This window comes from Adhaeribacter radiodurans (assembly GCF_014075995.1).
In the GTDB taxonomy this organism is placed as follows: domain Bacteria; phylum Bacteroidota; class Bacteroidia; order Cytophagales; family Hymenobacteraceae; genus Adhaeribacter; species Adhaeribacter radiodurans.
This window is the reverse complement of record NZ_CP055153.1, coordinates 2567336-2580604: the sequence shown is the minus strand read 5'-3', so window position 1 is coordinate 2580604 and position 13269 is coordinate 2567336. Positions and strand designations below refer to the sequence as shown.

Sequence of the window (13269 nt, the reverse complement as noted above, 5' to 3'; positions counted from 1 at the left end):
GCTTTACCTTAATGGGAAGGATTGCTTGTAAAATGTAGATGGTAAGATCAGAAGGCAAAATTCTCCTTCTAACCTTACCTTAAAAGTTGGCTTGTAAACGGATGAAAGTGGTAAACGGCAAAAAAGGTGTATTTACCTTAGTGGCTAGAGTTGGTTATACGATGATGGATGCATTTGTTTTCTTATGAAGGTAAGCATTCGGATTGTGTTCCATTGCTCCTTCTGGTAACCATTGCCACCAAATTCCTAAATCTTTTTGAACGATATTTTTATAAAATGCTGGTAGTTCCTGGGTTTCGCCTTCAAAATATTGCCGGAACTTCTGGTCTCCTGCTAATCTATTACGCACCTCCCGGTAAAACCGCAAACGTCCAAAACCTTCGGAAGAAACGGCCCGCATAAAATTCATCCACTTGGCCGCCCGGCTCGGACTAGCTACAAACCGACGGTAAATTGCTTTTTTAGAGAAAGTGTAGGCAGTTAAGTCAATTACTTTGTCATAAAAATCCAGCCATTCATAATTTTGGGGTTTTACATTCATGGCCAGGTGGTTATTTAAAAAGTGAAAAGGAAAGGGCAATACCCGGCCATTGCGCTGATAATCTAAATTTAAAGGAGCTGCTTCGCCAAAAGCACTTAAAAGCGAATAACCCGGAAAAGCCGCCGGCGAAAGATCTACAAACCGTTTAGTGAGTTCAAAGGGCTCATCTCCCGCATCACTGTCCAGTCCTAATACAAAATTGGTTTGTACGTATGGTACGTACCGAAACATCATATTTACGTGTTCCGAAATACGATTAACTTTTTCTTCTCCGGCTAAGCGGTTAGTCCGGGATTTGTTTCCCAACTCATACCATGATTCTATTCCTGGTAACAAAGCATCGAAGCCGCTACGCTCCATAACCTGCAGGTGTTCTTCGGTTAAAATAGAAAGGCTGCTTTCCGCAATAAAACGAAAACTTTTTAAAGGAGCCGCCGAAGCAATGGCTTCCATATTATCTTCGAACCGTACGCCAAAGTTAGGATCGTGCCAGCCTACATAAGGTCTTTTGAATTTTGTTAGCAAAAAGCGCAGATCTTCTTTAATCACCTCAAAATTCATGGGCTGGTAAGGCACGGTGGCATCAATGCAAAAAGAACAGGTGTAAGGGCAACCTACGCTCCCAATCATGGGTACCATCTGTAAAAAAGGTGCTTTTTTTAAAGTAGGTTCGATAAACTTCCAACGCTCTTTTACCCCAGGTAAATGAGCAGGTTGCCGGTTTGCCGAAAGATGTTTACCAATTGGGCGCTGGGGTGAACAATCTTCTAATACTTCTATGATGGTAGATTGGTGGGTAAACCCCAGGACATAATCAAAATATTTAACGGCATCGTCCGGATAGCAACGGGCATGGGGGCCGCCTAAAACCGTTACAGTCCCTTGACTACGAAAATAATTACTAAGGGCGTATGCCAATAAAGCTGCTTGCGTAAAGGAACAAAGAAAAACTAAATCTAAGTTTTTAGGCAATTCCCGGCGTAAGTCTTCCAAGCCGGTATAACACATTAAAGTTACTTCATGCCCCTGTTGCTCACACCAAGTTGCTACTACTTGCGGCATAATACTCGCCAGGTTGGCGTGCATCGTTCGGGCCCATAAAGTATTGGTAGGCCCTTTGCTTACCAGATCAATAACACCTATTTTTAATTTTGTCATTTTATAATTAATTAATGGATCTGGTCTGTCTTTAAATCTAACTTCAAACTAAAACAATGGAGAAGCTAGAAAATGTAAATATTTGGTAACACAAGCATAGATGTAGCTTCCTACTTTAGCAGCGAAAGCTAGATTTCATTAAAAGTAACGGTTTGGTATTTTTTTGCTTTAAAATACTTGATTGCAAATTACAAAGTCAAATATTTAAAGAAGAAGAATTAATCCATATAAGATTATATTTTAAAGATATATTTTTTTGTTTCTACTAACTCTAAAATATAATTATGCTTAATGGCTCCCGATTTAATTTCAAAAAGGTGGAACCTGCTTACATATGGAATAAGTAGCTAACTGAGCTTGTCTGTTAAAACAAGCTGAATTATAATTAGCAGTTAAATAGGGGAGTAATATAATTCTTTTTATCATACAAATTAGTTGAGTAATGTAATAAAGCGTAATACATAGAAAGATTAATATTACTGCAACTAAGTATAAGAAGCAGGTTTAAAAAGCATATTTGTGTTCTTTAAACTTAAAATATTGGTCTTTTTACATGCGGTTAAACTAATAATTGTTTAACCAATAAACCAATGCAAAAAAGAAAATTACCAAGATTGAACTTATAAAATGGTAATGTAAAATATATTACTAATTATAACAAACAATAAGGAGGTTAAGTTACGGTGTATACGTATTAATTCTTACGTATTACGTACAATAATTATTGTAAGTTTTACTTAGAACCTTATTCTAATTACAATAAAAAAGCCTATTCAATAAAACAGAATAGGCTTTTTACATAAGAAAAAGTAATTTTATACCTGAACCCAGGCTTGTTTTTTATTGCTTTCAATAATTTTATCACATAGTATCAACTCACGTAAACCATCAGCGAAAGTTGGGTAGCTAGGTTCAGCGGGTTGTTTTCCTTCGCGTACTGCGGCATAAACTTCTTTAAATAATTGCTTGGATGTATCCGGGAAACCTTCGTTATGGCCACCCGGGAAGGAGATAAGCTGGGCACTTTCTTTGTGTACTAAAGCGGGATCGCGCATCAGCACTTCATTCGCACTATCCCGTTTACCAATCCAAACATTGTTAGGCGATTCTGAACACCAGGAAACGGTTTGGTTAGAACCGGAGATTTCCAGGCTTAAACGGTTTTTCCGGCCGGCAGATACCTGACTTACGGTTACTACCCCTTTGCTGCCATCGTTAAACCGAATCATTACCGTAGCGTAATCTTCGGTATTAATAGGAACTTCCTGGTAATCTTCGGGTTGTAGCATTTTACCGGAATACGTTTCAATTGGTTTGGTAGGTTTCTTCCGGTTCGGATGTACGGTTGAAAAGTCTGCCATTACAGCAGTAATTTCTAAACCGGTAATGTATTCTATTAAATCAATTAAGTGCGAACCAATATCGGCTATAGCTCTTGATTCACCGGATTTATCAGGCTCTAAACGCCAGTTATAATCAGTAGCGTAAAAAAGCCAGTCTTGCAAATACGAACCTATTACTGAATGCACGTTTCCTAGTTCGCCTTTTACCCGCATGGTGCGCATATGGCGGATTAACGGATAATAACGCAGGTTAAAGTGAATAGCATTTACTAAACCGGTTTTAGCGGCTAGTTCTACTAATTCCTGAGCTTCGGCTACTGTATTGGCTAAAGGTTTTTCGCATACTACGTGTTTGCCGGCGAGCAAAGCCGCTTTAGCCATAGGATAATGCAAAAAGTTGGGCGTACAGATATGCACAACTTCTATGTCCGGATCGGCCAACATGTTATCGAAGTTACCAAACGATTTTTCAATGCCTAAACTATCTGCTTTAGAACGAGCATATTCTTCGCTGAAATCGTTAATAGCTACAACTTCTATATCTGGTTGCCGACGAAGCGCTTCGATGTGAGCCGGACCGATGAAACCTAGGCCGGCGACACCTACTTTTATTTTTTTCATAATTTAACGAATATGAGATGGTACGAACCGCCAAATATATTCTTTTCATCTGAATGGATACAAAAAATTTAAGCTTGATTATAAAATTTTTAATTAAAGATAGAAAGCAGGAGATAACTACGTTTAGTAAAAAGAAAAGGCAGAAGCTTGATTAAACTTCTGCCTTTTCTTTTTACTAAACCAACTAGTGTAGGATAAATTTAAAATAGTAAATTTTATGCTTGGTCCCGCAGACCCCGGATATGATCATGAGCTTCTTTTACCAGTTGATATTGTTTTTCAACAATGGCTTTAAGTTCCTGGGGCAAATCAGCTTTCATGGCTTTTTCATAGGCCGCAACGGCATAATCTTCGCCGCGCTCGCATTCAGATAAAATACGTTTGCGATCCCGGGCAACAATAGCCGACGATAAATCCAGCCACGCCCGGTGAACGGTCCCTTCTATTGAGCCGCTTTCGTTATCGGTTTTACCCATGCGATGCAGTTGGTCTTGCAATTCAGTAATCATACTATCCCGTTGAACGGCATACTGGCGGAATAAACCTTTTAAATCTTCTTCGTGTACATCATGGGAAGCAGTACGGTAGCCTTTTTCGCCGTCTTTAGCGCGTTCTATCAGGTGGTGCACCACCGAAACAATTTCTTTTTCTTTGTCCATAGTTTTATTTTGTTTAAAGTAGAAATATTTAATTTTTTCTTATAAACTACATTGGTAGACAAAATGTTGCTGGAAAAAGAGTAATCCCGCGAAATCAGGAAAAATGAAAAAATTGTTTCTTTTATAAAGCCATTGCTTTACCCGCTAAGTAAGCGGTTGTCCAGGCGGCCTGAAAGTTAAATCCGCCGGTAATTCCATCGATATCTAAAATTTCGCCGGCAAAGTATAAACCAGGAAATTGTTTACTCTCCATTGTTTTCGGATTGATTCCGTTTAAATCCAGTCCACCACACGTAACAAATTCGTCTTTAAAAGTGGTTTTACCCCGCACCTCAAAGGGCGATCGGAGTAAGTGCTCCAGCAATTTGTTTTGGTTTTTAGCGGGTAAATCAGACCATTTAACTTGGTCATTAATGGAAGCTAAATCTAGTATAGCTTTCCAGAGCCGGTGCGGTAAGTTAAATAACGGATGGGCAGCCACTGTACGGCGGGAATAATCGTGCCGGTGTTGCAGGAGAAAGGCCCGCAACGATTCTTCGGTATGTTCGGGTACCCAGTTAATTAATATAGTAAAATGATATTTCAGCTGCTGCAAAACCCGGGCTCCCCAAGCGGATAACTTGAGGATGGCTGGTCCGCTAAAGCCCCAATGGGTAATGAGCAAAGGTCCTTCATTTTCTAAATTCTGGCCCGCAATTTTCACTTTGACTTTGGGCACAGCCACACCAGCTAATTCCTGAAAAGGCGAACGGGGCACGTTAAAAGTAAATAACGAAGGTACCGGTTCCTGAATAGCTAAGCCTAAAGATTGTAACCATTGATAATTTTCAATTTTAGGACCGCCTCCCGTAGTTACCAGTACTTTATGAGCAAAAAGCGCTTTGCCATCAGATAATTGTAACTCAAATTCTCCTGGTTGATCCGGTGCGCGAAGCGGCACTATTTTATTTACACTTATACTTGTTTCTACTTTTACGCCGGCTTTGTTAGCCCCGCTCATAAGGCAGTTTACAATTGTAGCAGAATCATTCGTATCCGGGAACATTCTGCCGTCAGGTTCGGTGTGCAAACGAACACCTCGCTGCTGGAACCATGCTACCGTTTCTTGGGCCCCGAATTCTTTAAAAGGTTGTTTCAAAAATTTACCGCCCCGGGGATAGAACTGAATGAGTTGATTCGGATTTAAGCAATGGTGGGTAACGTTGCAGCGGCCACCGCCGGAAATCCGCACTTTGGCCAGAAGCTTATTGGTTTTCTCGAATAAAATGACTTTTGCCTTCCGGTTATTTTCCGCACAGGTAATTGCACCAAAAAAACCAGCCGCACCACCACCTACCACTACAATTGTTTCTGTTTCAGGCACTTTCTACGAATAAAAATTTAATTTTCTTAAAAGAATAACATTGGATCAGGGCGAATAAATTCGTAAGCCAGAGCCGCTTTAATTTTTTCGTTACTTATTATTTTATATTGAGGCGTATCGTGCATTGTAAACTGTGGGGGAGCTAATTGTAAAGCTTTAGCCGCGGCCGTATAGAATTCTTGCCGCGAGGGATGTTTGTCGGCAACAGCATTAAAAACCTCATTATGCGGAATTGGATTTTGAATCATTCGGAAACAAAGCTGCAGGCTGTCGTCTAAGTAAATTAAATTAACCGGAGATTCGGGTTGAGGCACCTCCATTTTTCCGGCTAAAAACCGACCTGGATGACGACTGCCGCCGACCAAACCTCCAAAGCGGAAAACAGTTGTTTTATAATGATTGCTACTTTGCAATAAAATTTCGGCTTGGTATAATGGACTTTCTTTTATGAGTGCTTCCAAATCATTTTCCGTAACCCAGCCATTCACGTCGCGGTAAACCGAAGTAGAAGAAATAAATAAAACTTGTTTAACGGAAGATTGCTTTAAAGCTTTTGCTAATCTTTCCATTTGCGGCAGGTAAAGCGATTCTCCACCCGCCCGGAGCCGGGGCGGAAAGCTAATTATTAAAAAATCCGAATCCAGAAACTCAATTAGAGTTGAAGATTCAGATAAATCGGATAGGTTAATTAAAAAAGGTTGAATATTTTTTTGCCGGAATAATTCTAGTTTTTCGGGGGTAGTGGTAGACCCATATACTTGATAACCGTTGGTGACCAAATGCTCGGCTAAAGGAAGACCTAACCAACCACAACCCAAAATACTAACCCGCTTAAGATTTTGCATAATAAAACTTTACCGGACAAAAATAGAGAAATATCAAGCTTCAAAAAAGCCTTTTGTTAACCCAAGGAGTTATACCACCGCTACCATAGGTTCTTCTTCGTCCTGGTGGCGCGTTTCCCAACTCCGGAACCGGGTAATTTCACTCTGAAAAGTGGTAACAAACCAGGCAATCACACTTAAATCGTCGGTATAACCAATTAAAGGTAGAAAATCCGGAATAATATCTAAGGGCATTACCAGATAAAGCAAAGTAGCAATTCCGAGAAGTAAAGAACGAGTAGGTATTTGCCGGTATGAACCATTTGCGTAGGCCTGCACTAACCGGATTAAGGTGAAAAATACGTCTTTTATTTGCGCGAAGCCACTTTTCGAACTTTTAGCATCTACAAATTTATCGTAAGCTTCTTTCAACAACAAGCTAATTTTTACCGGTTTGCCCAACAAGGCCGACGCTCGCTTAACCAGCATGTGAAAAATAGCTTTTTTAGAAATTTCTAAACCTTTATCTGTTAGTGTACTCATAGGGCTATAAAGTTAATTTAGGGTTTTATACGGAAAAATTTTACAATTAGCTAGCGGAGATGCTATATTGATTTTTACTTTTACTTTGATATAAATCTTTTATTTTCAGATTTTTTTATAAATACATAAAGCTATGATTTCCAAAGCCCCCCTTTCTGAGGTAGCGCCTTTTTATCATCGTTATTTACAGCAAATACCGGAAGGAGATATTCTGGTTCGATTGCAGGAACAGGCAGATGATATTAGTAAATTGCTGACCTCGCTTTCATCGGAAAAGCAAAATTTTGCTTATAAATCTGGTAAATGGACCGTAAAAGAATTATTCGGCCACATGATTGATACCGAACGCATTATGGCGTATCGGGCACTTTGTATTGCCCGCGGCGAAAAACAATCTTTGCCCGGGTTCGAGGAAAATGATTACGTTGCGGCTGCTCAATTTAGTAAACGGGAAATAAATAGCTTGCTGCAAGAGTACCAGTTACAAAGACATGGTAACATTACTTTATTCGCGAGTTTTGATGAAACTACCTTGCAAAGAGCCGGTACCATGAATAACAACAACGCAACCGTAAGGGGCATACTAACCATAATAGCCGCCCACGAATTTCATCATTTGCAAATATTAAAAGATCGTTATCAGATTTAATATTATTAATTAGAAAGCCTCGCTGGTTACCCGAACAATTTTTATAAAAATAAAACCATTTGTTCTTCGTGGTAATAAATACCGGCAGAAGTTTTAATAGCATTTTTTTCGTGCGAAAACTGCTCAAAGCCAAAGCTACTGTACAGGCTTTTAGCTTTTACATTACTGGCAATTACCGTAAGAAAGACCTGTTCCAGACCGGGTAATTGGCGGGCCCGATCTAGCGTATTTTGAATAAGAAATTTCCCGATTCCATTACCAGCAAATTGTTTGCTCACGTACATGCGGTACAGTAAAGCTTTATGCCGCATGTTGCGGGAAGTTTCGCGTTCAAAACTTACTACGCCCATTAACTCTTGTTGTTCAGTAATAGCCGCCAAAGTAAAACTTTCCGGAGTTCCTTCGGTTGGGAAATAAGCCCATCTTTCATCACCCGGACTAGTACGAAAACAATCAGGATGGTCGCGCAAGCCTTGCTGAAAAAAAGCTTTGTAGTCTAAAGGATAGATGGCCGTTAGCTCAATAAGGTGCATGGTTTGGTCTAGATCATTAATTCGGTTTAATTGCAAAATTGTTTTAAAACAAATGCACTTACTTTTCTGATTATTGCAAGAAAAATTACCAGAAGGTTCTTATCCGTAACAGTTACTTATAAACCCAAAAATAATTTATTTCTTAAAGGAAAAAGTAAAATTCAATTTAAACTTTATTAAAAACGATAGTACCAAAATGAAAAGCCTGCTCCGGATAAACAGAGCAGGCCATCTTAATACTATATAATTATAAAAGGTCGTTGGCCAGATTGGCTAATTCCGACCGTTCTCCTTTTAATAAAGTAATGTGCGCGTACAATGGGTGATTTTTGGCTTTATCAATTAAATAAGATAACCCGTTGCTTTGCGTATCCAGGTAAGGAGTATCAATTTGGTAAATATCACCGGTAAACACAATTTTAGTATTTTCGCCAGCCCGGGAAATTATAGTTTTAATTTCGTGGGGAGTAAGGTTTTGCGCCTCATCCACGATAAAGAAAATGTTCGATAAACTCCGGCCCCGAATATAAGCCAGCGGCGTAATTACTAATTTTTCTTGTTCGGTTAATTCTTTTAATTTCTGGTGTTCTTTACTGGTTTCGATAAATTGGTTCTGAATAAACTTAAGGTTATCCCAGAGCGGCTCCATGTACGGATTTATTTTTGATTTAATATCGCCGGGTAAAAAGCCAATGTCGCGGTTACTGAGCGGAACAATGGGGCGCGCCAAGTAAATTTGCTTGTAGTTGCGCCGCTGTTCAATAGCACCCGCTAAAGTAAGTAAAGTTTTACCCGTACCAGCTACCCCCTGAATAGTTACTAATTTCACATTCGGGTTCATAATGGCGTGTAAAGCAAATGCTTGTTCGGCATTACGGGGTTTTATACCGTAGCCCGTTAATTTATCTACCCGCTCAAGTCGCCGTTCTACCGGATTATAATAAGCCAACACCGAATTTTTAAAACTCTTTAAAATATAATAATGATTGTCCTGGGGTTCTTGCGTTAATACTTCGAGGTTGGTAGATATGCCGGTTTCGTACAACTCATTTATTAAGGTAGCCGGGGCATTTTCCAGACGATCGTTACCGGTATATAAAGCATTTACGTTTTGCACCTTACCGGTTTCATAATCTTCGGCGGGCAGGTTTAAGGCGCGGGCCTTTAAGCGAAGGTTTATATCTTTGGTTACCAGAATTACCTTGCTGTCCGGCATTTCGTGCTGCAGTTGCAAGGCTGAGTTCAAAATTTTATGATCGGCTTTACGCTCATTAAACACTTTTTCGGCATCCACCGGTGAATCATGGGTCATTAATACCCGGAAGTTACCTTTGTTTTTACCGTTAAGCGGCAACCAATCCTGGAGCTTATTTTCATGCGATAGTTGGTCGATGAAGCGAATAAATTCACGGGCTTCAAAGTTTTTAATATCGTTACCTTTTTTAAAATTGTCGAGTTCTTCTAAAACAGTAATCGGAATAGCTACATCATTTTCTTCAAAATGCTCTACGGCACTGTGGTCGTAGAGAATAACAGAGGTATCCAGCACAAAAATCTTCTTTGTTTTAGGGGGAGTTTCCGTTTTTTTTCGGGCAGGAGCTCTTTTTGCTTTTTGGGTTTCGGTCATATGCACAGAGTAATCGTTTGAAACAGTAATTCTATTGGTAGTTTAGCTAATGTAAGGCGTAAGTCCTAATAAGGGTGCCGGAATATTTCTACGGATGGACTCTTTAAACAGGCACTTATTTGAGAGATTTTTAAGCAGAAAGTCGCGAAAAATTATTTTTTTTAGCTAAGCTTTAACAAGAAGTAACTTACCGGAAATCCATAAATAAAATTAAAAGCTTAAGTAACTTATAATGCAGAAATTTGTTAAGTTAAAGAGGCTTTTATGTAAACTTAATTTACTAAAATACCTGAATTAGAGTTCAATAATGTAGAGCCCGGTTCGTTTAAAATGCATCTACTTATTTTTTTGCATTAGAAATTTGCTTACATTTAATCAAACAGCAAGCAATTATTAATAAAGTAAAAACACATGAAATTATTACTTCGATTAGGGCTGCTGCTGGTGCTTGGGATAGCCACTAAACCAGCGGCAGAAGCGCAGGTATTAAAAGATATCTTTGGGAAAAATAAAATTAACAAGAATAAAGAACACGTTGGCCGTTGGAAGTATAAAGAAGATAAAGAAAATCCGGAGGTAATAACGAGTAAAGGCAGGTTTAAAAACGGCAAACAGGTAAAAAAATGGAAATACTTTTACCCGAATGGTCAAGTGTACCTGGTTGAAAAATACGATTCAAAAAAAGACTTTCGTATTTTAAATGCTACCTATTACCACCGAAACGGAAAAATTGCGCACACAGGCCAAGCCGTTCAGGAAAATACAGCCAAACGCATTCATTATTACTGGATTGGCGACTGGAAGTATTATAATGAAGACGGTACATTACGCAAGACAGTAATTTACGAAGCGGGTTGGCCAGTTAAAGCCATTTACCCCGATGGCCACGAAGAAAAAGAAAGTGCTGAACGGTATCAAACCGGCCCGCAACTGCAATCACTTTAGTACAAATTTACCTGCAATTGCTCTTAAATAGTAAAAAGACACGGGACTTTTACCTGTGTCTTTTTACTTAACTTAATGTATAATAGTCTTCTTTTTCTTTATCGTGCAACCGGAGGTAGCCATGTAATACCAGTTTAACCAGAATCCGGTAAGCTCTACGCTGCGATATATTGGCTAATTTCATGAACTGCGCCAGAGTAATCCGTCGGTTTGTTTTTAAATATTCTAATACCTGGTAATCGGGTTTGTCCAGGTTTAAAGGTCGGGTGGCTTCGGTTAAGGCAGTTTCGGAGCGTAAAGCTTTGTTTACCATTTTGCTCGATTGCACACTTTCGTCTTTTACCCGCACGTAGCCGCGCCAGTCATTTTCTTTTACTTTGGCTAAATGGGGCTTTAACGAACTTTCCGGAACTATTACTTCCAGTACCAGTCGTTTTTCGTATTCTATTTCTTTGTAATCTAATGTAAGAGGAGGATCGCAGTAGAACTGAGCTGCTAATTCTAAGGTGTGTTTTTCTTCTTCCGGATCAACTCCCACAATAGTACCATTATCCTGCACGCCTACTAACAGAATACCGCCCTGGGTGTTGGCAAAAGAAACTAAGGTACGAGCAATTTTATCCGGGTGCGTAATTGTTTTCTTAAAATCCAACTGCTCATTTTCACCAATGGCAATTAAGCGCAAAAGGTCGTGCATGTTTGTAATTCTGTTCCAAATTATTTAACAGCAAAGCATGAAGCTTAGTTTTACGGGTGAATAATTTTAAAACGCCGGTAACATTTTGATTAATTTAGCTGATCAACTGAATGCTTATGTTGCTTTAGCTCGACGGCAAAAAAAATTTTCAATATACGTTCGCGACAAGGATAACTATAATAATGCAAAAAAGCGGGTAGTTTACCCGCTTTTTTGCATTATTATAGTTGATTTTACCTTTAGAAAGGCAAGTCGTTATCAATTTCTTCGTTCAGGAATGGGCTACTTGTAGCTGGTTGTTGGGCACGGTTACTGTTATTTCCGCCGTTGTTTACTGGGGCGGCACCTGCACTCTCAACGCGCCAGGCTTGCAGGTTGGTAAAATACATGGTAGTACCGTTTTTAGTAAAAGGCTTACCTGAAAGATTAAAATTTACTTTTACTTCATCACCAATTTTAAACTGATCAATCACACTGCATTTATCCTGCGTCAGTTGAAACTTAACGTGCTGGGTAAAAGAACCATCCGGAATTTCCAGCACAAATTCACGCTTGCGGAATTTATCACTTACCTGAATCTCATCGAATATTTCGTGCAACCTTCCTTGAACATCAAAAGACATAATACCTAATTTTATGAATGAAAAATATAATTTACGTATGACAAATATACGTATTTACTAGCTTAAAATTTGCTTTTAACTAGAATATTTACAGTTAATTTACTATCTAAAAATTTGATTTTTGTGGCTTATGAACCCAATTGCTATTGCTATTCACGGAGGTGCCGGCACCATTCTACGGGCGCTCTTAACAGAGGAAAAAGAAAGGGCTTATTACCAAGCTTTACAAGATGCGGTAGAAAAAGGCCACCAAATTCTGGCAAAAGGTGGTAGTGCCCTGAAAGCAGTAGAAGAAACGGTTCGGGAACTGGAAGATTGCATTTTGTTTAACGCTGGCCGAGGCTCCGTATTTACCCACCAGGGTGAGCACGAATTGGATGCAGCTATTATGTGCGGAGCTACGGGTATGGCTGGCGCAGTGGCGGGTGTACGTCGGGTGCGAAATCCTATAACATTGGCAAAGGCGGTAATGCAGCATTCTGAACATGTTTTATTAACCGGCGAAGGGGCCGAAAATTTTGGGCACCAGGTAGGTGTTGCCTTTGAACCCGAAGAATATTTTTTTGATGCCTTCAGGTACGAGCAATGGCAAGCTGCCAAAGCCGAAGACTCAATAAAACTAGATCATAGCGCTCCTATACTCCCCGATAAGAAATTAGGAACCGTGGGAGCAGTTGCTCTAGATGCTGCAGGCAACTTAGCGGCGGCCACTTCTACGGGCGGTATGACCAACAAGAAATTTAACCGGGTTGGAGATACTCCTATAATAGGAGCGGGAACCTACGCCAATAATGCTACTTGTGCGGTTTCCTGCACCGGTCACGGCGAATATTTTATGCGGGCAGTAGTAGCCTATGATGTATCGTGCCTGGTTGAATACAAAGGCTTAACTATTACGGAGGCTTGTTTGTATGTAGTACAAGAGAAGCTAAAAAAGCAAGGAGGGGAGGGCGGACTTATTGCGCTCAATACCAAAGGCGAGATAGCGCTAACCTTTAACTCAGAAGGAATGTACCGCGCCAGTAAACGCAACGATGAACCTACTTACGTGGGGATTTATGAATGAGTGGTTGAGTGAAAATACTTTAAAATTATTAAAGAGACACTAGTATCAAGATATTAGATGTTAGACTTTTGTAAACC

The 13269-nt window shown here is 39.6% G+C and carries 13 protein-coding genes; 3 read left to right on the top strand and 10 right to left on the bottom strand.

Translation table 11 applies throughout. The features are described from left to right. Window positions 1-154: 154 nt before the first annotated feature. From HUW48_RS10675 to HUW48_RS10650, 6 genes are all read right to left on the bottom strand, one after another. Entirely contained in the window at window positions 155-1699 is a 1545-nt protein-coding gene (locus HUW48_RS10675; RefSeq protein WP_182415656.1) for a B12-binding domain-containing radical SAM protein, read from the bottom strand. 815 nt (window positions 1700-2514) lie between these two features. After that, window positions 2515-3663: a Gfo/Idh/MocA family protein gene (locus HUW48_RS10670; protein ID WP_182415655.1), complete on the bottom strand. Its 1149-nt coding sequence runs from the start codon at window positions 3661-3663 to the stop codon at window positions 2515-2517. A gap of 215 nt (window positions 3664-3878) precedes the next feature. Next, the gene (locus tag HUW48_RS10665; RefSeq protein WP_182415654.1) at window positions 3879-4322 is read right to left on the bottom strand and encodes a ferritin-like domain-containing protein; all 444 of its coding nucleotides are present in this window, start codon (window positions 4320-4322) and stop codon (window positions 3879-3881) included. A gap of 121 nt (window positions 4323-4443) precedes the next feature. Further along, a complete protein-coding gene (locus tag HUW48_RS10660; RefSeq protein WP_220464012.1) occupies window positions 4444-5685 on the bottom strand; it encodes a BaiN/RdsA family NAD(P)/FAD-dependent oxidoreductase in 1242 nt (413 codons plus the stop codon). A 26-nt stretch (window positions 5686-5711) separates the two neighbouring features. Next, complete coding sequence (locus HUW48_RS10655) at window positions 5712-6530, bottom strand: SDR family oxidoreductase (protein ID WP_182415653.1); 819 nt, start codon at window positions 6528-6530, stop codon at window positions 5712-5714. 69 nt (window positions 6531-6599) lie between these two features. After that, complete coding sequence (locus HUW48_RS10650) at window positions 6600-7052, bottom strand: YkvA family protein (protein WP_182415652.1); 453 nt, start codon at window positions 7050-7052, stop codon at window positions 6600-6602. 133 nt (window positions 7053-7185) lie between these two features. Here HUW48_RS10650 and HUW48_RS10645 point away from each other — a divergent pair, with 133 nt between their 5' ends. Beyond that, entirely contained in the window at window positions 7186-7701 is a 516-nt protein-coding gene (locus tag HUW48_RS10645) for a DinB family protein (RefSeq protein WP_182415651.1), read from the top strand. Window positions 7702-7742: 41 nt separating this feature from the next. Here HUW48_RS10645 and HUW48_RS10640 read toward each other — a convergent pair whose 3' ends face one another. Both HUW48_RS10640 and HUW48_RS10635 read right to left on the bottom strand, forming a co-directional pair. After that, window positions 7743-8270 (bottom strand): GNAT family N-acetyltransferase, encoded by a 528-nt coding sequence (locus tag HUW48_RS10640; RefSeq protein ID WP_182415650.1) that lies wholly within the window; start codon window positions 8268-8270, stop codon window positions 7743-7745. Window positions 8271-8481: 211 nt separating this feature from the next. Further along, window positions 8482-9861, bottom strand: coding sequence for a PhoH family protein (locus HUW48_RS10635; RefSeq protein WP_182415649.1), 1380 nt, complete (start codon window positions 9859-9861; stop codon window positions 8482-8484). A gap of 411 nt (window positions 9862-10272) precedes the next feature. Here HUW48_RS10635 and HUW48_RS10630 point away from each other — a divergent pair, with 411 nt between their 5' ends. Further along, window positions 10273-10806 carry a toxin-antitoxin system YwqK family antitoxin gene (locus HUW48_RS10630; RefSeq protein ID WP_182415648.1) on the top strand — a complete coding sequence of 178 codons (534 nt, stop codon included), beginning with the start codon at window positions 10273-10275 and terminating at the stop codon, window positions 10804-10806. Between the two features lie 67 nt (window positions 10807-10873). Here the strand turns inward: HUW48_RS10630 and HUW48_RS10625 are convergent, their stop codons facing one another. Continuing rightward, window positions 10874-11503: an RNA-binding domain-containing protein gene (locus tag HUW48_RS10625; RefSeq protein WP_182415647.1), complete on the bottom strand. Its 630-nt coding sequence runs from the start codon at window positions 11501-11503 to the stop codon at window positions 10874-10876. A gap of 239 nt (window positions 11504-11742) precedes the next feature. Beyond that, on the bottom strand, window positions 11743-12126 hold the full coding sequence (locus HUW48_RS10620) for a DUF3127 domain-containing protein (RefSeq protein WP_182415646.1): 384 nt from the start codon (window positions 12124-12126) through the stop codon (window positions 11743-11745). A 130-nt stretch (window positions 12127-12256) separates the two neighbouring features. Here HUW48_RS10620 and HUW48_RS10615 point away from each other — a divergent pair, with 130 nt between their 5' ends. Continuing rightward, on the top strand, window positions 12257-13192 hold the full coding sequence (locus HUW48_RS10615; RefSeq protein WP_182415645.1) for an isoaspartyl peptidase/L-asparaginase family protein: 936 nt from the start codon (window positions 12257-12259) through the stop codon (window positions 13190-13192). Window positions 13193-13269: the final 77 nt, after the last annotated feature.